The organism is Arcobacter sp. L (assembly GCF_000284235.1).
GTDB lineage: Bacteria > Campylobacterota > Campylobacteria > Campylobacterales > Arcobacteraceae > Aliarcobacter > Aliarcobacter defluvii.
In genome coordinates, this window is sequence record NC_017192.1 from 2,538,425 (window position 1) to 2,564,444 (window position 26,020).

Genomic DNA, 26,020 nt, shown 5'->3' on the forward strand with positions numbered 1-26,020 from the left:
TTGTATATTTTAAAACACTGAAATCAACATCTTAATACTTAAAGCTAAAGGTAACAAAGAAAAAAGTTTTTTCATCAAATCTACATTTATTTTATGTACTAAAGCAACACCAATTGGAGCAGTTAAATAACTTGCACTCGCAACACAAACAAGAGCTGGAAGTGATACAAAACCTAAAGTATAAGTCTGCATTGAAGTATGACTCCAACCATTTACAATATATCCTAATGTTCCAGAAATAGCTATGGGTAAGCCTATAGCAGATGAAGTTGCAATTGCTTTTTTTATATCTATATTTTGAACTAACAAGTAAGGAACACTCATAATTCCTCCACCAATAGAAACAAGTGAAGATAAAGCTCCAATTAATCCACCTGATAATATATGAGTTTTTGTAGTAAAGATTTTATTTTCAGGTTTTGGTTTTTTACCTATAAACATCATAATTGCAGAATACAACATAAAACAAGCAAAGATTATAGATAAATAAAATGAATCAAGTTTTGAAGCAATAAATGTTGCTAAAAAAGTTCCTACAAAAATTCCTGGAACCATCATCTTAACTACATCCCAAACAATTGCTTTTTTCTTTTGTTGAGCTTTTATACTTGAAATTGAAGTTATAATTATAATAGCCATAGATGTTCCTAACGCCATATGAACAACATTGTGTTCATCAATTCCATGAACTAAGAAAATAGCTGTTAAAACAGGAACTATAATTCCTCCTCCACCTATTCCAAAAAGTCCTGAAACAACTCCAACAAAAGAACCTAGCGCTAAAAAATAAAATATAGTTTGCATATCTAACATAAATCAACCTTATAGTTTTTGATTGAATAATACAGAATTAAATTCGCAAATTTTACGCAAAATAAGAAAATGAAGAAAGATACAATTTAAAAAAATTGTATCTTTTATATAGATTTAAAAAGAGGACTTTTTACTTTATCACTGTGTAAATCAGCTTTTGAGAAGAATTTTTCAGTATGTATATCTTTTTCAAATAATCTTCCTTGCATAAGGGCTGTAATACAAGCTTCACTCATCATTGGAGGTCCACATAAATATGCTTTATTTCCAGCAAATTGATTATCATACAATTTCTTTGCAACATCATTTGTAAATCCAACTTCTCCACTCCATAATGAATTTTCATTATTCGATAAGACAGGTACATATTTAAAATTTGGATATTTTTCTTCTAAATCTCTAAACATATCCGCATAATATAACTCTTCTTCATTTCTTGCTCCATGAAATAGAGTAATTGGTAGGATACATCCATTTTCTAATTCATCTAAAATCATAGATTTTGGACTTGAAAGTCCTGAACCACCTGCAAAAAATATCATTGGTTTTTGAGCACTTCTTTTTACAAAAAATCTTCCAAAAGGTCCTGTTATTTTTCTTCTATCACCAACTTTTACATTTTGATGAATCCATGGTGTTGCTTCACCATCAGGAATAATTCCAATATTTAACTCAATTATTTTTCCAGTACTTGGTTGATTTGCTAGTGAAAATGCTCTTGGTTCATCAAATCCTGGAACATGATAATTTATATATTGTCCAGCTTGAAAATCTAACTCCTCATCAAGTTCAATCCAAAGACCTAAGATTCTTGGAGTTAACATCTCTCTTTTGATAACTGTTCCCCAAACATCTTTTACTTTGATACTTCTAGCATCAACATCAACATCAATATCAGCTTCAATAACAACATCATCAACTACTGTTGCTGTACAAGCTAAACAATATCCATCTTCACGTTCACTCTCCATCAAAGCAAAATATGAAGCATCACCTAAATCAACCTCTCCTTCTAAAACCTCAACTTTACAAGTCCCGCAAAGTCCGTGATTACAAGCATAAGGAAGATAAACTCCTTGTCGCAAAGCTGCATCAAGAAGGGTTTGTCCTTCTTGAACTTCTACTACATCACCTGTTGGTTCTATTTCTAATTTACAAGCCAATTTATGCTCCTACTTTACCTATTAAAGATGGTGTTATAAATGTAATAAATGATTTATGTCCAACACCATTTTCTTTTAAACTTTTTGAGAAATCAGGAGTAACAATTTTTCCATCAATCTCCCAAATAACTTCTGTTTTATCAAAATCTAAATCTTTAAAATCTGGTTCAATTTTATATGTCAAAGGAATAATATCTGATATTAATGCACCAAAAGGCATATCAGGTGGAAGAGGGAATGCTCTAGGAGAACAAACAACTCTATGCCCATGCCAATAAATGAACACTAATTGATTTCCATGAAATTTATCTACACTATCTTTCATTATGATTGGATATTCTCCAATTGATTGAATTGCCATTTTTTCTCCTTTTATTTATTTTTTAATTTATTCCACATAGCTTCATCAGGTGAACCTACATAATCCAAATTATCAACGCCGTGTTCAATTTTGTACCATTTTAATACTTCTGGTATTGTAGCTCCCCCACAATTTCCTTGGAAAATTTGATGAGGCGGTAACCAAGCTTGAATATATTTTTCAGGTTGAGCCTCAAATATATGTTTACAACCTTTTGAACAAGTATGAAAAATCTCACCATTATATTCAGATGTTTCATGTGTATAAACATGTGGATTTCCGCCTTCAACATCTGTAAACCCTAATGGAATTTGACAAGTTTGGCAAACAAGCGGTAAAACTTCTGAATAAAATCTTTCACCATTTTTCTCTAAAGCTGTATATCTTTCAAACATTGGTCTATAATATTTATCAAAAGTATCTGGATATTTTAAGCTTAACCAATTCATTTTTTCTTCATCAGGCATCCATGTATGAAATGCAGCTGCATTTGTATGGTTATAAAAAATATTCCATACTTGATGTGATAAATGTCCTTTTTCAGCAACTATTGTATTTATCAAATCTGTTGGTAGTTTAATTCCATATTTTTCTAAATCTTTATAAAGTGCCATGCAGTTTTGTTCAATATATAACTCAACTGCTTCACCCCATGAAGTTGGAGAATTAGGTAACATATAATCCATCATCATAGCTACAAGCCCCAACATTCTATAACCTCTCCATAACCATTTATCCATCCATTTTTGAACAATTTCAACATTTCCTGCATCTTGTTCTAACATAAATTTAATAGCAGAAAGCCCAAGTGTCATATGTCTTGATTCATCACTTTGTGCTGAAAACCCAAATGTTACAGTTGCCATATCTCCATTATAAGCAGCTCCACTCATAAATGGCACAAATAATAGACTTGTTAATACAAACTCAAAAGAGAACGAAATAGCTGTTAAATATTCAAAAGGCCCAGCCGTACTTGCATCATCTCCAAATGATTTGGGAACAGATAAATACCAAACTCTATCATGCATAGTACTATAATCATGGAAACCATCAAAATATTTATTATAATGACTCATAGTATGAACTTGAGTTTGAAAATGTCTTAACTCATCAATAGCTTGCATTTGACAAGCAATTGAAGCACCCTCACCTCTAAAAGCTCGTGCAGCATGAGAGAAACCTTGAACAACTTTATATTCAAGTGGTGTTACACCTGTTAAAAATAGTTTTAATGCATTTACATATCTTGCATCTGAAATATTTTTTTGTGCATTATTTTGTGCAAAGGCATCTATGATTGAATAAAGTTTTTTATCTTTTTCAGCTTGTAATTTCCAATAAGAATCCATTGTCATTCTAAATGGATCTTCCCAAGCTTCCCAATCATGAATTTTTAATCCTTCCATTTCTAAAAAAGGAAAAACATCTTCTTCTTTTTGATAAGTTGGATCCCAACCAAGTCTAGTCATATATTTATATGCATCTTTTTTATTTAATCTTTTTTTTCTAGGTTCTACACTCATAATATCTCCCTTTGTTATATAAATTATCTATTAATTATTCCAATAAACGATAAACTCATCATCTGTTTCTTCAACTTGACCACCTAAAGAAATAAGTACTAACTGTAACTCTTCTGGATCCCAATCTCTTCCTAAAGCTTGTGATACTGTAGAAGCTTTTACAGTAATTTTTTCAGGTCGTTCGATTTGAATCATTGCTGGTTTATTTGTAATTATTACACCCTCATTGTCTTCTTTTATTGCTTCTGCTATTGCTCTTCCATCTTCTGTTGCTTGAAGACATAATAATGCTATACTTGATGACATACTTTTCCCTTTTATTTTTATAAATTTATTCCACAGCTTTTTAATCTAGCTATTAACTCTGCTTTAACACTTGATATTAATTCTTTAGGATTATTTGAAAATGTCGATAAATGTTCCATTGCATTTTCTATAATTTCAATATCTTCTTTTACCCAAGTAGTTAATAAATCTCTATTTTCATCTGATTCTTTAACCATAACTTTTATAACACTATCTAACCATTTAACTGTTTCTTCATACCAAGAAACTATAAATTCATTTAACATTGAAACTGTCATCTCATCATTTTGCGCTAACTCTTTTGAAAATTCATTAATCATCAAAGGAATTACAAAAGCATCAAAAACAACATTTTGCTTTACAAATAATCTAATTGGATCTTTTTCTACAAATGAATCCTCAACTGCTTTTCTTAAACCTTGCCAATTAGGGCAATTTAGCCAAGCATCTTTTCCTGCATCTAATTTTGAAACATCATTATCACTAAGTAATAAAATTATTTTTGTTATATGTTGAGCCATTCCAAGTCTATCTTCAGCCTGAAACAAACAAGCACTCATCATAGCTGTTCCATAAACTCTATCTACAATTGCAAGATTATTCATATTTGCACCATACTCATAGTGTCTTAATGGAGTTAAAAAATCATATACTTTTTGTAAATTATCTTTTTTAATAAAATTAACTAAACCTCTTTTCTCGACAAATTCAAAACTTTGTTCATTTGCTGCATTTTGAGAAGCTCTTGTTGATACATAAGACATATAATGAAACTTTCTAGGATCTAATAAATCATACCAATCATTCATTTTGATTTTTGTTCTATTTTTATCATAAATTTCAAATTCAGGCTCCCATTGAGGTCTATAATGAAAATTTTCAGTTGGTTGTGCATCATACATAGCTTCTTCATATCTTGAAGCTGGTCTATCTTCACCTAACCTTTGAGCAACATGACCAAAAGTATGTCTTTTTGGTTCTATTTCAACACTAGCTATATTTAATTCCATAATTTCTCCTTAGTTTAATTTAACCCATATTTCCAATTTTGATTGTCAATTAATAGTTCAGTTTCTTGCTCTTTTGTAAAAAATGAAACTCTATTGTTTTGACAAAACTCAATAAAAGCTTTGTATGGTAAAAGTAATTCAACATTCATCACAGCTTCACCTACTGCAAAATTAAATTCAACAAATCCATCATCTTTTATATTTATGATTTGTACAAATTTTTTTTCATTTGGCATCAGTTCATACATAAAAAACTCCTAGTTAAATTACTTAATTTGGTTTTTAAAACAAAGGAATACTATGTAAATTAAATCGCAAATTATTCGCAAAAAAAAGCAAAAAAATTAAAATTTGATAAAATACATTTAAATAAAAGGATAGATATATGAGTTCAATGAAAAAACATTTATTTAATAATAAAAACATACCTGTAAAGTTTTCTATTTTCTATTTAATAACAGGAGTAATAGGGATAATATCAATTGATAGATTTTTTAATATATATTTTACTTATGGACAAACAAATAATAATTCATTCTTTAATTTTTTATTTTTATTCTTATTTTTTAGTGTTTTAATACTTTTTATAATTTTAAATCATATGCAAAAAGTAATTTCAAAAATTGATAAATCATACAAAGATTTAAAAGAGAAAGATAAAGAAAGACTTATGCCTTATGAATTTGCATTAAATAATTCAGTTGATGGTATTTATTGGTTTACAATCGATGCAAAAATAGTATATATAAATGATGCAGCTTGTAAGATGTTGGGTTATGAAAAAGAAGAGTTATTAGGAAAATATCTTGAAGTTATGGATATAAATTTTAACAGACAAACTGCTATTGAAATAATGCATAAAATAAAAAATACAGAGAATTGGATTTTGGAAACGAGTCAAAGGAAAAAAAATGGAGAGATTTTTCCAGTTGAAGTTTCAGGACATGGATTTACATATGGAAATCAAGATTATATTTGTGCATTTGGAAGAGATATTTCACAAAGACAAGAAATAAATAAAAAATTTAAAGATATGAATATTGAACTCCAAAAATCCCTAGATGAAAAAGAGATTTTATTAAAAGAGATTCATCATAGAGTAAAAAACAATATGGAGATTATTTCTTCTTTATTAGCTATGCAATTAAGACGTGCAAAAGATGATGAAGTAAAATATATTTTAAAACAAAGTAAAAGTAGAATCAACACAATGGCATTAGTACATGAATTTTTGTATTTAGGAGAAAATTTAGCTTATATAAATCTTCAAGATTATATAAAAAGATTAGTTCAAGATATAAAAGAATTATATATTTCTCAAAATACAAAACTAAAAGTTGATTTGCATATAGATAAACTTATTTTTTCAACAAATAGATGTATTCAAATAGGAATGGTAATACATGAACTTTGCGTAAATGCTCTAAAATACGCCTTTAAAGAAGATAGAGAAAATCTACTTTGTATTCATATGAAAAAAATAGGAGATAAAATTCATGTAAAGATTAGAGATAATGGAGAAGGATTAAAAGATATAAATTGTTTGTATAAAAGCGAATCAATAGGAATGCAATTAATCCATTCTATAGTAGAAGATCAATTAGATGCGATTATTGAATTTAGAAATAATAATGGCTTAGAATGTAATATTATATTTTCAAAAGATGAGGAAGAATAATGAATAAAATCAAAATATTAATAGTTGAAGATGAATCAATTATTGCATTAAACTTAAAAGAAACTCTTCTTGATTTAGGTTATGAACCTTGTGGAGTTGCACCAAATAAATGTAAAACTATGAAAATATTGGAAAAAGGTATTGTTCCTGATTTAATTTTAATGGATATTTATCTAAAAGGACCTACGACAGGAATTGAACTTGCAAAAGAATTAAAAAATATAATTCCTTCAACTCCAGTTGTATTTTTAACAGCAAATTCTGAAGTCGCAACTATAAAAAAAGCTTCTGAAACTTTTGCTTATGGTTATATTTTAAAACCTTATAAAAAATCAAATTTACATGCAGCAATAGAAATAGCTTTAAAAAAATCTGCTCAAGATAATACAAAAACAAAAAAACTTGAAGCGGTTGAAAATGTAAACAAAACTTTAATTCATCAACTTGAATTAAACAATGAGCAAAGATCTCGTACTATTCAACTAAAATATGGATATTTATTTGATAAGGAAAAGGAGATTTTATATTATGGAGATGAACCTGTAAAATTAACTACAAAAGAGACAAAAATTATAAAATATCTTTGTGATAGCCCAGGTCATAATGTTTCTCAAGAACAATTAGAATACGCTATTTGGCAAGATGAACCAGCAGGTTATGCAGCTTTTAGATCTGTATTATTTAGACTTAGAAATAAAATTCATAAAGATTTAATTACAAATCAAAATAACACAGGCTATAAAATAGAACTTTTTTAGATAGGTTTTACCTATCTATTTTCATAATTTCTTCTTTTCCTATAAAAGTTTTGTTATTTGCTTCTGAAAAGATATTTTTTGCTATTTTATCAGTTTGAATAGCTATATCAAAAGTTTGATTCATTATTGAACCATTAAGTTTTGTTTGAGAATCTAAATCATCAATAATACTATTAACTTCCAATATTCCTTTTTCTTGTTTTGAACTTAGATTTGTTATTGTTTCTATCATAATTGTGGATTTGTTTATATTTTCTAAAAGTTCATCATAACCTTTTATCATTGTACTTGAAATATTTTTACCTTCATTTGCTTTGTTTGTTGCATTTTCAACTAGTTGTTTTATCTCTTTAGCTGCTTCTGCACTTCTACTTGCAAGATTTCGCACTTCTCCTGCAACAACGGCAAATCCACGTCCAGCTTCTCCAGCAGTTGCAGATTCAACAGCTGCGTTTAAAGATAAAATATTAGTTTGAAATGAAATTTGATCTATTATCATTATTGCTTCATTTATTAAATTAACTTGATTTGTAATTTCATCCATTGAATGTGAAGTATTTAAAGCTAATTTTTGCCCCTCTTTTGCAGAAATATTTAATTCTTGTGCATATTTACTTAGTTCTGAAATATTTCCATTACTTTGAACAATAACATCTGTGATATTTTTTAAAGAATCATTTGTTTTATCTAAAGAGACTACACTTTCTTTCGTTGAATTATTTAAAGTATTTATATACTCTATTAATTTATTTGATGCACTATCTAATGTAATTCCTCTTAATAACGATTGTTTTAATAACTCAGAAATCTCTTCTGTTAGAAAATTAATATTTTCAATAAACTCTGCAATTTCTCCTTTTTGATTCCTTATTTCTACTTTATTTATAAACTTGTAACTACTAAACTCTTTTAGTACAACCGATATTGATTCTATATTTAATCTAAGTTCATTTATCATCAAATTAAAAGCTTCACATAAACTCTTCAATTGTGGATTATTTGGAACTTTTTCTACTTTAACATTCAAATAACCTTTATTAATTTGAGATACTACATCCAAAACATTTTCAACTGTTTCATTATCTTTTTGTATACCATTTTTTATTTTATATATATTTTCATTTATAATTTTTGACATTTTGCCAAACTCATTTCTATCACTCTCTTTCATAAATTTAATATCTTTTGATTCATTTGATAAATACCTAAAAAATGAGAGTAAACCTTCTTGAAAAGTTTTTAAAGAACGTTTAATATCAACAAAAACCATATAAGTTATTAAAACTGCTAAAACTACACTAATTACAAAAATTGTAACTATGATATTTAAAATATTTTCTTTTATTTTTTTTGAATTTTCATAAAAATCTTTTCCATTTTTTTCTGCTAACTTTGTCAAATCATCCATTTGTTTATATAAAATAATGTCATGAGGCATTGCTTTTTCTTTTATAAGTTTTCCTGCAAGTTGCATATTTCCACTTATCATTGCTTCTACAACTTCTGTTCTTATGGGAATCCAAGTTGTAAACTGTTTTTTTGCATCATTAAGTTTTGTCTTATCACCTAAATAAGATTTTTCCAATAAATTAAATAATTCATAAATTTCTTTATCTATTTCATCTATATTTTTTAAACTTACTTGTTTCTCTTCATTTGAAGTAGTCAAGGCAATATCTTTTACTGAGCTTATCACTTTTGTTATCTTAAAACTAATTAATTTTGTTGTATTACTTACTTGATAAGGATAATTATAAAATCTTGAAGTAATTGATGCTAAATCCCGTATTTTAAAAATAGAGTAACTACTTATAAAAATTATCATAAATATAAGTATTGAAAATCCAAAAATTATTTTTGTATTAATACTTAAATCATTTATTTTATTCATTCTTTTTACCTTTTTTTATATTTGCTAATTATTTTCTAAATTAGCAACTAGACACTTTTTTAGATTGTTCCAAGAATGTAATCTTATTTAATTATAATCGCACAAAATTCGCAGTATAAAAAAAATAATAAAAAGCGATAACAATGCGATTTTTTTCATATATATTTAACTAAGAAATCATAAAGGATTATAAAATGGATTTAAAAATAGCTAATAAGACAGCCTTAATTACTGGTTCAACACAAGGAATTGGATTTGAAACTGCTAGAAAATTATCACAAGAAGGTGTTAATGTTATTATAAATGGAAGAAATGAGAAAAAAGTAAATGATGCTGTTTTAAAACTAAAAGCTGAATTTCCAAAAACAAGAATCATTGGAATAACCGCTGATTTAAAAGATAATATTGGTTGTAACAAACTAATTTCTAAAATTCCACATATTGATATCTTAATAAACAATTTAGGAATCTTTGAACCAAAAGAGTTTAAAGATATTACAGAACAAGAGTGGTTGCATATGTTTAATGTAAATGTTATGAGTGGAGTAAGATTAGCTCAACATTATCTCTCTTCAATGATTGACCAAAATTGGGGAAGAATTATATTTATTTCTAGTGAATCAGCTATTCAAATTCCAAAAGAAATGATTCATTATGGGATGACAAAAACTGCACAAATCTCTGTTTCAAGAGGAATTGCTGAATTAACTAAAGGAACAAATGTAACTTCTAATTCAATCATTTTAGGACCTTCAAAATCAGAAGGTGTAGTACAATTCATAGAAGATTTTGCTAAACAAAATAATATAACATTTGAAGAAGTTGAAAAAGATTTTTTTAAAAATGTAAGACCAACTTCACTGATTCAAAGATTTGCCCAAGTTGAAGAAGATGCAAATATGATTGTTTATATAGCAAGTGCCTTATCAAGTGCAACTAATGGAGCAATTTTAAGAGCTGATGGGGGAGTTGTTCAATCAGCATTTTAAATAAAGGAAATAAATGAGAAATTATAAAATATCAATAATCAAAGGTGATGGGATAGGACCAGAAATCGTTGATGAGGCAATAAAAGTATTAAATGCAGCAGCAAAAAAATGTAATTTTGAATTAAATTATAAAGAGTATCTAATGGGTGGTATTGCTATTGATACTACTGGTGTTCCATTACCACAAGAGACAGTTGATGGAGTTTTAAATTCTGATGCTTGTTTGTTTGGTGCAATTGGTGGAGAAAAATGGGATACATTACCAAGAGAATTAAGACCTGAAACTGGATTATTAAAATTTAGAGAAGAAATGGGTGTTTATGCTAACTTAAGACCTGCAATTATCTATGATGAATTAGTAAATGCCTCTACTTTAAAACCTGAAGTAATTACTGGCGTAGATATTATGATTGTAAGAGAGTTAATTGGTGGTATTTACTTTGGTAAACCAAGAGAGAATGATGGATTTAAAGCATTTAATACAATGGTATATACAAAACCAGAAATTGTAAGAATTGGTAAAACAGCATTTGAACTTGCAATGAAAAGAGATAAAAGAGTTTGTTCAGTAGATAAAGCAAATGTTTTAGAAGTTTCTCAACTTTGGAGAGATACTATGAATGAATTATCAAAAGATTACCCAGAAGTAACTTTAAGTCATATGTATGTAGATAACGCAGCAATGCAACTTGTAAGAAACCCAAAACAATTTGATGTTATTGTAACAGGAAATATTTTTGGAGATATTCTATCAGATACAGCATCAATGGTAGTTGGTTCGATTGGATTACTTCCATCAGCATCAACAGGGGATAAAACAGCAATATATGAACCAATACATGGTTCAGCACCAGATATAGCAGGGATGGGAATAGCAAATCCATTGGCAACAATAGTAAGTGCAGCAATGATGCTAAGATATTCTTTAAATGAAGAGAAAGCAGCAGATTTAATAGAAGAATCAATAAAAGCTGTATTAAAAGATGGATATAGAACAAAAGATTTAGCAGCATATGATGCAAAAGAAGTTTTAAATACTTCTGCTATGGGCGATGTCATTGTTAAATACGTAAGTAGATAGTTTTTTCTATATAAATATATATAATATATAAATCAAATAAGCTCTTGATAGCTTATTTGATTAGATATTTAGTTTTTTGGTAGTAATTTAATTGGAACTATCTGGAATTCATCCATATTCCAAACATTATTTTTTACATAAGGTTCGTTTTCTAACCATTCATCAATTTCTTCATCAGTATCAAAATCAACTAATAAAGTTGAACCAACCATAACATCATCTTCAACTAATGCTCCAGCATTGATTATTTTACCATCAGACATTAGTTTTCTTGTACCTTCAACATGAGCGGCTCTTGATTCAAGTCTTCTTTCAAGTGCATTATCATTGTCATAAGCAATTACTAAATATTGCATATAAATCCTTTTTATTTAATTTTAGCATTCTATCATAAAAATAAAATGACAAAATTAAATTATTACAAAGTGGTTGCAAATATGAATGTTATTGGATAAATTATTACATTCATATATCGAAATAAAGGTGTAATTTGTATATTAAATTGGAGTAATTCATCTATTTCTCTACCATCTAATAAATTTTTCATCAATATTAATTTAAAACTAATATCTAAAAATTTAAGAATTAATATTGAACTCATTAAAAAACCAAAATTATTCAAATAAAATGATAAAAATATTGTATAGAAAAAAGAAGGGTGTAATATAAAATATAAAAATATATTTTTTTTAAAAATTGAAAAATTATTTTTTACCAAACCAAATAAAGTATCAGATTTCTGCCAATTTGATTCAAAAAACTCAATTGCAATAAAAATAAAAAATAAAGAAATGATTTCCATTTTATAATTAGTGAAGTTTCAATAAGGCAATAATTGCCTTATTGTTTTTTATTCATTACCAGAAAATTTAATTTTTTGGTTTTTATATAAACCTGTTCCAACTGGAATTGTTCTACCAATTACAACATTTTCTTTTAAATCTTCTAACATATCCATTTTAGCACTGATTGCAGCTTCTGTTAAAACTTTTGTAGTTTCTTGGAAAGAAGCAGCAGAGATAATAGAATCAGATGTAACAGCTGCTCTTGTGATACCTAATAATAAAGGTTCAGCAATTGCAGGATTTCCACCTAATTTTATAATTTTCTCATTTTCTAATTTAAATTTCTTTTTAGAAATCATATCTCCAACAATAAATTTAGTATCTCCACCATCTAAGATAGATACTTGTCTTAACATTTGAGATGTAATAACCTCAATATGTTTATCTGCAATATTTACTCCTTGAGATCTATATACTTGTTGTACTTCAGATACAATAAAGTAATGCAATGCTTTTTCTCCAAGAATTCTCAAAATATCATGTGGAGAAACTTGACCGTCAGTTAATGCTTCACCAGCATGAACAAACTCACCTTCATGAACTAAAATTTGTTTAGATTTTTCAACTAAATACTCAACATTATTTCCAGATTCATCTGAAATAACAATTTTTTGTTTATTTCTTAATGATTTTCCAAATGATACTACACCATCAAATGATGCTAATTGTGCAATATTTTTTGGACGTCTAGCTTCAAATAATTCAGATACTCTTGGAAGACCTCCAGTAATATCTTTAGATTTTTGTGTAGCTTTTGGTGTTTTACCAATAATATCTGCAACTTCTACTCTTTTACCTTCTGCAATATTTAACGATGTTTTTGGATCTAAAGAGTATCTAATAATTTCTTTATCATCAGTTGCTAATATTACTGTTGGTTTATATCCACTAGGAATATATTCATTAACAACTAATTTAGATGTCCCAGTTAATTCATCAAATTGCTCAGAAACAGTAAGTCCAGGAATAATATCTTCAAATGAAATAATACCGGCTTTTTCTGCAATTGTTGGGTTTGCATAAGGATCCCATTCAGCAATTACAACTTGTTCATTTGTAATTGGTGCAGAAATAACTGAATCTTTTTCTACTTCAACATTATCATTTAATTGAATATGAGAACCTCTTGAAATATAATGTCTTAAAGCTTCTCTATCATCACCATCAACAATAACAGCAAATACACCTTTTTCAGTTACTGTATCACCTGCTTTTATATCATGTCTTCTTTCTAAATAATCACCAGTTAATTTGTAGTATTTAACAAATCCTTTTGCACCAGAAATAATTTTTGATGTAATTGGAGCACCATCTTCAACTTTTAATTCAGAAGCAAATGGAATCCTATTTGGAATATTCCATCCATCTTTAATCATTTCAACTATAGATTCATTTTGATTAACTTCTTCACCGTCTCTATATGGTAAATATAATTTACCTTCAATTTTTCCTGAAACTCCAGCTAATTCATTTGCTTTTGCAACATCATTTTTTCTTAAATAATATTTTTTAGTTTCAGTACCATTTGAGATAGTTAAAATTGTCTCTTCATGTAAAGTTTCAACTGTTACTTTACCTTTAAATGGTGCATTGATTTTTGGTTCAACCAGTAATAATCCAGCATTTCTTCTATTTGCAACAATAATTTTTCCATCAGATTTTACATATTTTTTAATATTATAATATCTAATAAATCCTTCTTTATCAGCTTTTAATTCTCTTTCTGTTTGAGTTGCACTTGCAGTTCCTCCAACGTGGAAAGTTCTAAGTGTCAGCTGAGTTCCTGGTTCTCCAATAGATTGAGCTGCAACAACTCCTACAGCTTCACCTGGTTTTGCTTTTCTTTGCTCTCCAAGATTTAATCCATAACATTTTGAACATAATCCATTTTCTGCTTTACAAGTTAATGGAGTTCTAATTACTACTGATTTAACTTCTGCTTCAGTTACAATTTTTGCATCTTCTTCAGTTATTAGTGTACCTTCTGCAAATAATATTTCATTTGAAATCGGGTCAATAATATCTTCTGCAATTACTCTTCCTGTAATTCTCTCTTCTAAAGATTCAATTAACTCATTTCCTGATGTAATATCAGTAATTTCTATACCTTCGTGAGTACCACAATCTTCCATCGTGATTCTTACATTTTGAGAAACGTCAATAAGTTTTCTTGTTAAGTACCCTGCATTTGCAGTTTTTAACGCTGTATCTGCTAGTCCTTTTCTTGCTCCGTGAGTAGAAATAAAGTATTCAAGAACGTTTAGACCTTCTCTAAAGTTCGAAATAATTGGAGTTTCAATAATAGAACCATCTGGCTTAGCCATAAGTCCCCTCATACCTGATAACTGTCTAATTTGAGCTGCAGAACCCCTAGCTCCTGAGTCTGCCATCATATAAATAGAATTAAATCCATTTTTATCAGTTTTAACTAATTCCATCATTTCAGAACCAAGTTTATTGTTAACTTCTGTCCAAATATCGATAATTTTATTATATCTTTCTTGCTCAGTTAATAAACCTTGAGAGAATTGTTTTTGAACTTCAATAACTTCTTTTTTAGATTTACTAATATGACCAACTTTTGTTTCAGGAACTCTAATATCATCAATAGAAATAGATATACCAGCAGCTGTAGCATATTTAAAACCTAAGTTTTTAAGGTTATCTAAAAATCTTGGAGTTACTTCATAACCACCATGTTTATAAATATAATCAACTAAAGAACCAATATCTTTTTTCTTTAAAATTTTATTCCATAAATTTACAGGTACAAAACTTGGTAAAATTTCATGAATAATTAATCTTCCAACAGTTGTATGAATAACTTTATTATTTAATTTTGTTCTAATTTTTGCATGTAAATCTATTTTATTCATATCTAATGCAATCTTAACTTCATTTACATCAGTAAATAATTTATGTTCACCTCTTACCCCATCTTTTTCTAATGATAGGTAATAAATACCTAAAATCATATCTTGAGAAGGAACTGCAATTGCTCTTCCTGATGCTGGTAAAAGAATATTCATAGATGACATCATTAAAATTTTTGCTTCAGCAACTGCTTCTTGTGATAAAGGCACGTGAACTGCCATTTGATCCCCATCGAAGTCCGCATTAAAAGCAGCACAAACTAATGGATGTAATCTAATTGCTTTTCCATCAATTAATACTGGATGGAAAGCTTGAATAGAAAGTTTATGTAGAGTTGGAGCTCTATTTAACATAATTGGATATTCATCAACGATTTCGTTTAGACATTCCCATACTTCATTTGCTTCTGATTCAATTAATCTTTTTGCAGCTTTTAATGTTGTTGCATAACCTTTTTCTTCTAATTTAGCCATTAAGTGTGGTTTAAATAACTCTAAAGCCATTTTTTTAGGAATACCACATTGATCCATATTTAAAGTAGGTCCAACAACAATAACAGATCTTCCAGAGAAGTCAACCCTTTTACCAAGTAAGTTTTGTCTGAATCGCCCTTGTTTACCTTTAATAATTTCTGATAAAGATTTTAAAGGTCTTTTATTTGCACCTTTAACTGCATTTGCAGTTTTTCCATTATCAAATAAAGCATCTACTGCTTCTTGAAGCATTCTTTTTTCATTTCTAATAATGATTTCAGGTGCATCAAGTTCTGTTAATCTTTTTAATCTGTTATTTCTGTTGATAACTCTTCTATATAAATCATTAACATCTGAAACAGCAAATTTTCCACCATCAAGTGATACAAGTGGTCTTAAATCTGGAGGAAGAACAGGAAGTTGAGTTAACATCATCCATTCTGGTCTATTTCCAGAATTTAAGAAGTTCTCAACAACTTTTAATCTTTTGATTATAGTTTTTCTTTTTGCTTCAGATTTTGTAGATTCCATATCTTCTTTTAAAACAGTAAGCAATTGGAATAAATCAATATTTTCTAATAAATCTCTTACAACTTGTCCACCCATGTTTGCTTCAAAACCAGTATGTTCAAATAAATCAGAGATAGTTCTATATTGTTCTTCATTCAAAATATCATATTTTTCAACTTTTTTAGTCTTTTCATTATCATAATAAGCTTCACCAGCTTCACTTACAATATATGCTTCATAATATAATACTCTTTCTAAATCTTTAAGTTTTACACCTAATAACGTACCAATTCTTGTAGGTAATGATGAAACCATCCAAATATGAGCAACAGGAGATACAAGTTCAATATGTCCCATTCTGTGTCTTCTTACTTTTGATGAAGTTACTTCAACTCCACATTTTTCACAAACAACACCTTTATATCTCATTTTTTTGTATTTACCACAAAGACATTCATAATCTTTTACTGGTCCAAAAATTTTAGCACAAAATAATCCATCTCTTTCTGGCTTTAATGTTCTATAATTGATAGTTTCAGGTTTTTTTACTTCTCCACAAGACCAAGATAAAATTTTTTCTGGACTTGCTAATCTTAATTGAAAAGCCGCAAAATCTTGCGGTCTTTCTAATTCTTTAATTTCAATTGGTGACAATATTTTTTCATTATTACTCATCGTTTTCTACCTCTCCAAAAATCTCTACATCTAAAGCTAGAGCTTTTAACTCTTTTGTTAATACGAAGAATGTTTCAGGTACACCTGAATTTGGAACATTTTCACCATTTGCTATTGCTCTATAAGCTTTAGTTCTTCCTTCAACATCATCAGATTTCGTTGTAAGCATTTCTTTAAGTACATTTGTTGCACCATAAGCTTCTAATGCCCAAACTTCCATCTCTCCAAATCTTTGTCCACCAAATAGAGCTTTTCCTCCAACTGGTTGTTGCGTAACTAAAGAGTATGGTCCAGTAGATCTTGCATGAACTTTTTCATCAACTAAGTGGTGAAGTTTAAGCATATACATATAACCAACATTTACTCTTTCTTTCATTTTATCACCAGTTTTTCCATCGTAAAGAACACATTTACCATCACTATCAATTTTTGCTAATTCAAACAGTTTTGCAAATTCTTCTGCTTTAACACCATCAAAAATTTGTGTAGCAAATCTTACACCTTTTGCCCAGTCTTGACCATATTGAATTAATTCATCATCACTTAATGAATCCATAAATGCTTTTCCATTCATTAATTTTGCAACAGAAGCAATTTCGCTCATTTTAGTTCTTAATTCAGCAATAAAATCAGCTTTTTTAGCATCAAAAATATCTTGAATTTGAGCTCCCAATTTTTTACCAGCTAAACCTAAATGAACTTCAAGAATTTGTCCAATATTCATCCTAGATGGAACCCCTAGAGGATTTAGAATAACATCAACTGTAGATCCATCTTCTAAATAAGGCATATCAACTTTTGGAACGATATTAGAAACGATACCTTTGTTTCCATGACGTCCAGCCATTTTATCCCCAACTTTAATTTTTCTTTTAGTTGCAATATAAACTTTTACTTGTTTAATAACACCACTAGGTAAAATATCATCATGTTCTAAAATTTGAAGTTTTTCTTCGTGTTCATCTCTTAAATGAGCTTTCTGTTTAATAAAATGTTCTTTAATATCATTATAAGCTTTTTCAATCTCTTTTGAATAAGATGAAACAACTTTTTTCATCGCAAATCTATTAACATTATTTAATACATCAACAGGAATTGTTTCACCTTTTTTATATGTGATATCATCAAGTTCAACATCTTTTATTAAAGTTGATTTTAATAATAAATCATTTATTTTTAAAATTTCTTCTCTATCAAGCATTAATAATTTATCATGATGTTTTAAATCTAATTCTGCTTTTTCTGCTTCAATTTCAGCTATTGCTCTTTCGTCTTTTTCATAACCTTTTTTAGTAAATACTTTAACATCAACAACCGTACCTTCCATTGATGTAGGGCATACTAATGATTTATTAATAACATGACCTGCTTTTTCACCAAAAATTGCTCTTAATAATCTTTCTTCTGGAGTTGGCTTAATTTCACCTTTTGGTGTAACTTTTCCAACTAAAATCATTCCTGGTTTAACAAAAGTTCCAATTTTTACGATACCTGAATTATCTAAATGAACAATTGATTCTTCTTTAACACCTGGTAAATCTCTTGTGATTTCTTCATTACCATGTTTTAATTCTCTACATTCAACTTCTTTTTCATAAATGTGAACTGATGTAAATGCATCTTCTTCTATTAATCTTTCAGATAAGATAATAGCATCCTCATAGTTATATCCATTCCATGGCATGAATGCAACCATTGCATTAACACCAACAGCTAATTCACCTTTATCCATAGATGGACCATCAGCAATAACTTGACCTTTTTCAACAAATTGACCTTCAGTTACAGCTATTCTTTGTCCAAATGATGTATTATTATTTGTTCTTACATTTTTATTTACAATATAATGATCAATGAAAGCACCATTTTCATCTTCACCTCTAACATAAATGTTTTTAGCATCAGCTTTTTCAACAAGTCCAGCTCTATTTGCTTTAATAGCTTCCCATGCATCTCTTGCAACTGTTTTTTCTAAACCAGTACCTACGACAGGTGCATTTGGTCTTAATAATGGAACAGCTTGTCGCATCATGTTTGATCCCATAAGTGCTCTATTGGCATCATCATGTTCTAAGAATGGAATTAAAGAAGCAGCAACCCCCATAACCATTTGAGAAGAAATATCAATTAAATCGACACTACTTCTTTCCATTAGTAAGATTTCACCATCTTTTCTAGCTTCAATTAGTGATTCAACAATTTTTCCATTTTCATCAACTTTTGTTGAACCAGGAGCAATAACTAATCCCTCTTCTTGAGTTGCTGTATAGTATTTAATTTCATTAGTTACTACACCATCAACAACTGTTTTATATGGAGCTTCGATAAATCCTAACTCATTAACTTTAGAGAAAGTTGATAAAGTATTGATAAGACCGATATTTTGTCCCTCTGGAGTTTCAACAGGACAAATTCTTCCATAGTGAGTTGGGTGAACGTCCCTTACTTCAAATCCAGCTCTCTCTTTTACAAGACCACCTTCTCCAAGTGCTGATAGTCTTCTTTTATGAGTAACTTCAGATAATGGATTAGTTTGATCCATAAATTGTGATAATTGCCCAGATGTAAAGAATTCAGTAATTGTTGAAGTAATCATTTTAGAGTTAACTAAATCATGTGGCATAATATCTTCTAAAGTACCAGATAAAGTAGTCATTTTATCTCTAATTGCTTTTTGCATTTTGATTAAACCAGCATGTAATTCATTTGCTAATAATTCACCAATTGCTCTAATTCTTCTATTACCTAAGTGATCTCTATCATCAATATGACCATGTCCAGATTTAACTTTTACTAAATATTGAACTGTTTTAATAACATCTTCATAAGTTAAAGTAGTAACATATTCAGGTACATTAACACCAAGTTTATGATTCATTTTCATTCTTCCAACTTTTGTTAAGTCGTATCTTTCTGGATCAAAGAATAATTTTTTAACGAAATCTTTAGCAGCTTCTTTAGTAACAGGTTCACCTGGTCTCATAACTTTGTAGATTCTTATTGCTGATAAATCATTTTCATCATCAATTTGCTCAGTTTGTTTTAAAAGTTTTAAAGATTCTGCATCTGCTTTAAATGCATTAATAATAGAATTATCAATACCTGGAGCTAAATCATTTGCAATATCAAAATTATCAAAACCTAAATCTAAAAGTTTTTTTAATTTTAATTCATCTAAATTTGTTAGTGCATCAAATAATACTTCTCCTGATTCTGGATCATAAATAGTATTAGCTGTACTTCTATCCATTAATTGTTCCAATGGATATTCAATTAATTTTAAACCACCTTCAATTAAAGCTTTTGCTTTTCTAAGTGTTAATCTTTTTCCAGCAGCAATAACTAAATTACCTTTATCATCTTTTACATCATATTCAATTCTTCCCATAAAATCATCAGGGTTAAATTCTGTTAAAAATTTATTATTTTTAACTTTAATATTTACAATTGGATAGAATAATTTAACAATATCTTCTTTTGAATAACCTAATGCTCTAAATAAAATAGTAACTGGTACTTTTCTTCTTTTATTAATTCTTACATATAATACATCTTTTGCATCATATTCAAAATATAACCATGAACCTCTGTCTGGAATAATTTGACCAGTATAAATAAGTTTATTGTCAGCTGTATTTGATTCTTCTTCTTTAAAAATTACACCAGGTGATCTATGTAATTGATTAACAACTACCCTTTCAACACCATTAACTATAAAAGAAGTTCTATCAGTCATTAAAGGAATTTCTCTAATAAATAAAGATTGTTCTTTCATATCTTTAACACCGATTTTTTCACCAGTTTTTTCGTCTAAATCCCATAAAGTTAATCTAATATTGATTTTTAGAGGAATAGAGTATGTTAATCCTCTAACCATTGATTCTCTTACATCATATTTAGGTTTACCTACTTCTGAACCTAAGTAATCTAGTGTAATTCTGTTTTGAACGTCATGTATAGGGAAAATAGATTTAAATACTTTTTCAATTCCAGCAGCAGATCTCTCTTCTTGACCTATCATCAAGAAAGTATCATACGAAGTTTGTTGTAGTTGTAATAAGTTTGGAATTTCAATTTGTTGTGGATTTTTTGCAAAATCAACTCTAAGTCTATTACCAGATTTTAAAGAGTTTAACATTGTCGGCCTTGTTATAAAATTTGGTTAAGTTTGCTTTTATTTATATAAAGCACAAAAGCATCCATAAAGGATAGGGTTAAAATTTCTATTAAATTTTAACCTTAGCCCTCAAAGATGCCTAACTATATACAGGGAAATCCCTGTATAACAGTCAATAATTACAAAGTAATTATTTAATTTCTACTTTAGCACCAGCTGCTTCTAAAGCTGCTTTAGCTGCTTCAGCATCCGCTTTTGAAATTCCTTCTTTGATTGTAGAAGGAGTTTGCTCAGCTGCATCTTTAGCTTCTTTTAATCCTAAACCAGTTAATGCTCTAATTTCTTTAATTACATTAATTTTTTTATCACCTGAATCTAAGATAACAACATCAAACTCAGTTTTTTCTTCAGCAGCTTCAACAGCAGCTACAGCACCACCAGCAACTGCTACAGGTTGAGCAGATACACCAAATTTTTCTTCAAATTCTTTAACTAATTCTGATAATTCTAATACAGATAAACCAGAGATAAATTCTAAAACGTCTTCTTTAGAAATTGCCATTTCATTTTCCTTATTATTTTTTTATTTTAATATTAATAGCTTAAATAATTAAGCTGCCTCTTCTTCTTTTTTTCTTCTAAGTGCATCAAGACCAATAGTAAAGTTTCTAACTGGCCCCATCCATACAGATGCAAGCATACCAAGAAGTTCTTCTCTAGATGGTAATTTAGCAAATGCATTAACAGTAGCAAAGTCAGCAATTTTACCTTCAATGATACCTGATTTAATAGCAAATTTTTCTTTGTTAGTAGATGCAAATTTATCAGCTACTTTACAAGCTGAAATTTGATCTTCAGACCATAAGAAAATATTTGTACCACTTAATTCAACATCACCAAGCTCTGCATTTTTAACAGCAACAGTAACTAAAGTATTTTTAGCAACTTGAACTTTTGTATTATTTGCTCTTGCTTCTTTTCTTAAAGATTCTAATTCTTTGTGAGTTAGTCCTTTGTAATCACAAACAACAACTGCTAAAGAAGATTTAAACTCTTCTGTTAAAAAATTAATAATTTCTGATTTTTCTTGTCTAGTCATTTTTTCTCCTCCCTTCAAAACATCGACTTAGGCGGGACTTACAAGAAACGGAGGTGTCTCTTACCAGCTGTCTTCAGTTTTATTTCAGTGCTTTGAATAACACTCAATAATAAAGATTCTATCTTTATTATTGAATGTTAAAAAAATTAGATAAGGTTTACCTTATCTAATTTCCATTAATTCCATATTATCTAAAACAATTGATGGACTCATAGTTAATGATACAGCTGCATTAGTAATATATCTACCTTTTGCAGTTGATGGTTTTGCCTTATTAATTGCCGCTACAAATGCTGCAATATTTTCTCTAATTGCTTCTGATGAAAAAGAAACTTTCCCAACTGCTGCTTGCATATTACCTTTTTTATCAACTCTATATGTAACTTGACCACCTTTAGCATCATTTACAGCTTTTGTAACATCCATAGTTACTGTTCCAGTTTTAGGATTTGGCATTAAACCTTTTGGTCCTAAGATTCTTCCAACTTTTCCTACAATTCCCATACAATCAGGAGTTGCAATTAAAACATCAAAATTGATATTTCCAGCTTGGATAGCTTCAGCTAAATCATCATTACCAACAATATCTGCACCTGCTGCTTTTGCTTCATCCAATTTTAAACCTTTTGCAAATACTGCAACTCTTACAGTTTTACCAGTTCCATTTGGAAGTACAACCGCACCTCTAATCATTTGGTCAGCATGTCTTGGATCTACATTTAAATTAAGTGCGATTTCAACGCTCTCATCAAATTTAGCTGATTTTAATTCTTTAACTGTATCACAAGCTTCAGCTAAAGAGTATTTTTTATTTTCTATTTTTTCAGCTAATGCTTTATATCTTTTTGAAATTTTTGCCATTATTTTCTCCGCAAGTTTATTATTTTGCTACCGCCATTATAAGTCCGGTGGTAAGACTTTCTCAAAACAGATTTTTATAATTCTGTTTCAATACCAATTGATCTAGCAGAACCCGCAACAATTTTTGCAGCAACTTCTCTATCATCTGTATTTAAATCTTTGATTTTTAAATCAACTATTTCCATAATTTGTTCTTTTGAAAGTTTTCCAACTTTATTTTTAAGTGGATTACTTGAACCTGTTTTAACACCTGAGATTTTTTTAATTAAATCTGTCATTGGTGGTTGTTTTACTTCGAATGTAAAACTTTTATCTGTATAAACAGTGATAACTACAGGAATTCTATATCCTGCTTTATCTTTTGTTTTTTCATTAAAAGCTTTACAAAATTCCATAATATTAACACCTCTTTGACCTAAAGCTGGTCCAACTGGTGGTGATGGATTTGCAGCACCCGCAGGTATCTGTAATTTTAGTAGCCCTTGAATTTTTTTAGCCATGCTATTCCTTTAAAAAAATTTTAATGATTAGACATTAGGCAAGAAAACTATATGTTAAGAAGCTAGTTTTTTTGCCTAATGCCTATAATAAAAATATCAAATTACTCTTTCAACTTGAGTATAAGATATTTCAACAGGTGTATTTCTTCCAAAAATTGATACATTTAGTTTCAACAATCCAGAAACCATATCAAAATCTTCAACTAAGCCATTAAAATTAGCAAAAGGACCTTCATTAATTCTTACCATTTCACCTTCATCAAATGAAACTTTTGGCTTAGCTGCTGCTCTATTTTTAACTTTTTCTAAAATTAGATTTATATCTTTTTCTGAAAGTGCAGTTGGTTTTTTCGATTCACCAATAAATCTTCCAACTTTTGGCATTGATTGAATTCTATGCCATAAACCTGTATCTAAATCAATTTTTGCAAATGCATAAGCAGGATATAATGGTCTTTCTACAATCGACTTTTTACCTTTTTTTATTTCAATTAAATCTTCAGTTGGAACTAAAACTTCTGCTATTCTATCATCTGCCATTTCTTCTGCTAATTTAATTAAAGCTTTTTTTACAGATAATTCACTACCAGAATAAGTTTGTATTGCATACCATTTATGTGCCATTTTAATTCCTTAATTGATTATCGAAGATAAACTTAATGACATTATTCCATCAATAAGAGCTAGAAATAGTGTTATAACAGTAACAACTATAAAAACAGATAAATATGCTGATCTAATTTGTTCTTTAATAGGAAAAATTACTTTTAGTAATTCAGATTTCGCGTTAGCATAATAATTTTTTAATCTATTCACCATTAACTCCGTTTTTGATTGCTTCATTAAGCTTTAAATTCTTTCAAAAAAAGAGAAACACTTCTTTTAAAAAAATTTAAGTGGCAGGCCAGGAGGGACTCGAACCCACAACCATCGGATTTGGAATCCGGCGCTCTACCATTGGAGCTACTGACCTATAATTTTGAACTTGTAGTTAAAAACTACAAGTTCAATTGTTTTAAGATTTTAATTTTACTTCTTTGTGTAAAGTATGTTTTTTTAATCTTGGACTATATTTTTTTACCTCAAACTTTTCAGTGTGAGTTTTTGGATTTTTCCAAGTAGTGTAGTTAATATCTCCACTTTCTTGACATTTTAATCCTATTTTAATTCTTACTGCATTTGCCATAACAATCCTTATTCAATGATTTCAGCAACAACTCCAGCACCTACAGTTCTACCACCTTCTCTAATAGCAAATTTAGTACCTTTGTCTAGAGCAATTGGAGCAACTAATTCAACTGTCATTTCTACATTATCACCTGGCATAACCATTTCTGTACCTTCTGGTAATGTACAAGAACCAGTTACGTCTGTTGTTCTTACATAAAATTGTGGTCTATATCCTGAGAAGAATGGAGTATGTCTACCACCTTCCTCTTTAGAAAGGATATACACTTCACATCTGAATTTTGTATGTGGAGTAATTGTTTTAGGTTTACATAAAACTTGTCCTCTTTCTACTTCTTCTTTTTTGATACCTCTTAAAAGAATACCGCAGTTATCTCCAGCTTGACCTTGTTCCATTTCTTTTCTAAACATTTCAACACCAGTTACAGTAGTTGTTTTAGTATCAGAGAATCCAACGATTTCAATAGTCTCACCTACTTTAATTGTTCCTTTTTCAATTCTTCCAGTAACAACTGTTCCTCTTCCTGAGATAGAGAATACATCTTCAACTGGCATTAAGAAATCTTGATCAACATCTCTTTCTGGAGTTGGAATATAAGAATCAACTGCATCCATTAAAGCTACAACTTTTTCTCCCCATGGGCCAACAGTTCCAGCTTTAGCTTCTTCTAATGCTTGAAATGCAGAACCTGCAATAATTGGAGTGTCATCACCTGGGAAATCATATGTAGATAATAATTCTCTAATTTCCATTTCAACAAGTTCTAACATTTCGTCTTTATCTTGCTCATCAAGTTGATCTTCTTTGTTCATAAATACAACGATATATGGAACTCCAACTTGTTTTGATAATAAGATATGCTCTCTTGTTTGAGCCATTGGTCCATCAGTTGCAGCAATAACTAAGATTGCTCCATCCATTTGTGCAGCACCAGTAATCATGTTTTTAACATAATCCGCGTGTCCTGGACAATCAACGTGTGCATAGTGTCTTTTATCAGTTTCATACTCGATATGAGAAGTAGCAATTGTAATACCTCTTTCTCTTTCTTCTGGAGCATTGTCGATTTGATCATAATCTTTCATTTCTCCACCATATTTTACTGCAAGAACAGCAGAAATAGCAGCTGTTAAAGTAGTTTTACCGTGGTCAACGTGTCCAATTGTACCGATGTTAACGTGTGGCTTATTTCTTGAAAATTTTTCTTTTGCCATAGAATTCCCCTTCTAAATTTTTGGTTATTGCCCTCTGAGTAGATAAGCCCACTAGGCTTCTCTATTCAGAGGGGATTTTATTATTAA

The 26,020-nt window shown here is 29.1% G+C and carries 24 protein-coding genes and 1 tRNA gene; 4 read left to right on the forward strand and 21 right to left on the reverse strand.

All coding sequences use genetic code 11. The annotated features are described in order from the left end of the window. Positions 1 to 9: 9 nt before the first annotated feature. From ABLL_RS12505 to ABLL_RS12535, 7 genes are all read right to left on the reverse strand, one after another. Positions 10 to 813, reverse strand: a complete 804-nt coding sequence (locus ABLL_RS12505) for a sulfite exporter TauE/SafE family protein (protein WP_014475158.1) — start codon at positions 811 to 813, stop codon at positions 10 to 12. Positions 814 to 917: 104 nt separating this feature from the next. Next, a complete protein-coding gene (locus ABLL_RS12510; protein ID WP_014475159.1) occupies positions 918 to 1,976 on the reverse strand; it encodes an NADH:ubiquinone reductase (Na(+)-transporting) subunit F in 1,059 nt (352 codons plus the stop codon). Between the two features lies 1 nt (position 1,977). After that, positions 1,978 to 2,337, reverse strand: coding sequence for a phenol hydroxylase subunit P4 (locus tag ABLL_RS12515; protein ID WP_014475160.1), 360 nt, complete (start codon positions 2,335 to 2,337; stop codon positions 1,978 to 1,980). A gap of 11 nt (positions 2,338 to 2,348) precedes the next feature. Beyond that, positions 2,349 to 3,863: a YHS domain-containing protein gene (locus tag ABLL_RS12520; protein WP_014475161.1), complete on the reverse strand. Its 1,515-nt coding sequence runs from the start codon at positions 3,861 to 3,863 to the stop codon at positions 2,349 to 2,351. Between the two features lie 30 nt (positions 3,864 to 3,893). Next, positions 3,894 to 4,169 (reverse strand): MmoB/DmpM family protein, encoded by a 276-nt coding sequence (locus tag ABLL_RS12525; RefSeq protein ID WP_014475162.1) that lies wholly within the window; start codon positions 4,167 to 4,169, stop codon positions 3,894 to 3,896. A 17-nt stretch (positions 4,170 to 4,186) separates the two neighbouring features. Further along, positions 4,187 to 5,179: a phenol hydroxylase gene (locus ABLL_RS12530; RefSeq protein ID WP_014475163.1), complete on the reverse strand. Its 993-nt coding sequence runs from the start codon at positions 5,177 to 5,179 to the stop codon at positions 4,187 to 4,189. 14 nt (positions 5,180 to 5,193) lie between these two features. Next, positions 5,194 to 5,427 carry a phenol hydroxylase subunit gene (locus ABLL_RS12535; protein ID WP_014475164.1) on the reverse strand — a complete coding sequence of 78 codons (234 nt, stop codon included), beginning with the start codon at positions 5,425 to 5,427 and terminating at the stop codon, positions 5,194 to 5,196. A 137-nt stretch (positions 5,428 to 5,564) separates the two neighbouring features. Here ABLL_RS12535 and ABLL_RS12540 point away from each other — a divergent pair, with 137 nt between their 5' ends. After that, a complete protein-coding gene (locus ABLL_RS12540; protein ID WP_014475165.1) occupies positions 5,565 to 6,857 on the forward strand; it encodes a sensor histidine kinase in 1,293 nt (430 codons plus the stop codon). Continuing rightward, positions 6,857 to 7,615, forward strand: coding sequence for a response regulator (locus tag ABLL_RS12545; protein ID WP_014475166.1), 759 nt, complete (start codon positions 6,857 to 6,859; stop codon positions 7,613 to 7,615). The genes ABLL_RS12540 and ABLL_RS12545 overlap by 1 nt, the downstream gene beginning before the upstream one ends. 7 nt (positions 7,616 to 7,622) lie before the next feature. On the opposite strand, the gene ABLL_RS12550 is transcribed toward ABLL_RS12545, so the two are convergent. After that, positions 7,623 to 9,506, reverse strand: coding sequence for a methyl-accepting chemotaxis protein (locus tag ABLL_RS12550; RefSeq protein ID WP_014475167.1), 1,884 nt, complete (start codon positions 9,504 to 9,506; stop codon positions 7,623 to 7,625). A 194-nt stretch (positions 9,507 to 9,700) separates the two neighbouring features. On the opposite strand from ABLL_RS12550, the gene ABLL_RS12555 reads away from it, so the two are divergent. Then, positions 9,701 to 10,495 carry an SDR family NAD(P)-dependent oxidoreductase gene (locus ABLL_RS12555; RefSeq protein WP_014475168.1) on the forward strand — a complete coding sequence of 265 codons (795 nt, stop codon included), beginning with the start codon at positions 9,701 to 9,703 and terminating at the stop codon, positions 10,493 to 10,495. A gap of 13 nt (positions 10,496 to 10,508) precedes the next feature. Next, a complete protein-coding gene (leuB, locus tag ABLL_RS12560; RefSeq protein ID WP_014475169.1) occupies positions 10,509 to 11,576 on the forward strand; it encodes a 3-isopropylmalate dehydrogenase in 1,068 nt (355 codons plus the stop codon). 68 nt (positions 11,577 to 11,644) lie between these two features. Here leuB and ABLL_RS12565 read toward each other — a convergent pair whose 3' ends face one another. The 13 genes from ABLL_RS12565 to tuf all read right to left on the reverse strand — a co-directional run bounded on the left by ABLL_RS12565 (position 11,645) and on the right by tuf (position 25,933). After that, positions 11,645 to 11,932, reverse strand: coding sequence for a YciI family protein (locus ABLL_RS12565; RefSeq protein WP_014475170.1), 288 nt, complete (start codon positions 11,930 to 11,932; stop codon positions 11,645 to 11,647). A gap of 62 nt (positions 11,933 to 11,994) precedes the next feature. Continuing rightward, positions 11,995 to 12,177 (reverse strand): hypothetical protein, encoded by a 183-nt coding sequence (locus tag ABLL_RS15230; RefSeq protein WP_258239356.1) that lies wholly within the window; start codon positions 12,175 to 12,177, stop codon positions 11,995 to 11,997. A 249-nt stretch (positions 12,178 to 12,426) separates the two neighbouring features. Continuing rightward, positions 12,427 to 16,953: a DNA-directed RNA polymerase subunit beta' gene (gene rpoC, locus ABLL_RS12575; RefSeq protein WP_014475172.1), complete on the reverse strand. Its 4,527-nt coding sequence runs from the start codon at positions 16,951 to 16,953 to the stop codon at positions 12,427 to 12,429. Further along, positions 16,946 to 21,091, reverse strand: a complete 4,146-nt coding sequence (gene rpoB / locus ABLL_RS12580; protein WP_014475173.1) for a DNA-directed RNA polymerase subunit beta — start codon at positions 21,089 to 21,091, stop codon at positions 16,946 to 16,948. Before rpoB ends, rpoC begins: the two co-directional genes overlap by 8 nt. A gap of 169 nt (positions 21,092 to 21,260) precedes the next feature. Continuing rightward, positions 21,261 to 21,632 carry a 50S ribosomal protein L7/L12 gene (rplL, locus tag ABLL_RS12585; protein ID WP_014475174.1) on the reverse strand — a complete coding sequence of 124 codons (372 nt, stop codon included), beginning with the start codon at positions 21,630 to 21,632 and terminating at the stop codon, positions 21,261 to 21,263. A gap of 48 nt (positions 21,633 to 21,680) precedes the next feature. Beyond that, entirely contained in the window at positions 21,681 to 22,169 is a 489-nt protein-coding gene (gene rplJ / locus ABLL_RS12590) for a 50S ribosomal protein L10 (protein WP_014475175.1), read from the reverse strand. A 162-nt stretch (positions 22,170 to 22,331) separates the two neighbouring features. Continuing rightward, on the reverse strand, positions 22,332 to 23,030 hold the full coding sequence (gene rplA / locus ABLL_RS12595; protein ID WP_014475176.1) for a 50S ribosomal protein L1: 699 nt from the start codon (positions 23,028 to 23,030) through the stop codon (positions 22,332 to 22,334). 74 nt (positions 23,031 to 23,104) lie between these two features. Next, on the reverse strand, positions 23,105 to 23,530 hold the full coding sequence (rplK, locus tag ABLL_RS12600; RefSeq protein WP_014475177.1) for a 50S ribosomal protein L11: 426 nt from the start codon (positions 23,528 to 23,530) through the stop codon (positions 23,105 to 23,107). Between the two features lie 96 nt (positions 23,531 to 23,626). Continuing rightward, complete coding sequence (nusG, locus tag ABLL_RS12605; RefSeq protein ID WP_014475178.1) at positions 23,627 to 24,154, reverse strand: transcription termination/antitermination protein NusG; 528 nt, start codon at positions 24,152 to 24,154, stop codon at positions 23,627 to 23,629. 9 nt (positions 24,155 to 24,163) lie between these two features. Further along, positions 24,164 to 24,349, reverse strand: coding sequence for a preprotein translocase subunit SecE (gene secE, locus ABLL_RS12610; RefSeq protein WP_371325622.1), 186 nt, complete (start codon positions 24,347 to 24,349; stop codon positions 24,164 to 24,166). 78 nt (positions 24,350 to 24,427) lie between these two features. Next, positions 24,428 to 24,503, reverse strand: a tRNA-Trp gene (locus tag ABLL_RS12615). Positions 24,504 to 24,545: 42 nt separating this feature from the next. After that, the gene (gene rpmG, locus ABLL_RS12620; RefSeq protein WP_014475180.1) at positions 24,546 to 24,716 is read right to left on the reverse strand and encodes a 50S ribosomal protein L33; all 171 of its coding nucleotides are present in this window, start codon (positions 24,714 to 24,716) and stop codon (positions 24,546 to 24,548) included. A gap of 8 nt (positions 24,717 to 24,724) precedes the next feature. Further along, entirely contained in the window at positions 24,725 to 25,933 is a 1,209-nt protein-coding gene (tuf, locus tag ABLL_RS12625; RefSeq protein ID WP_014475181.1) for an elongation factor Tu, read from the reverse strand. Between the last annotated feature and the right edge of the window lie 87 nt (positions 25,934 to 26,020).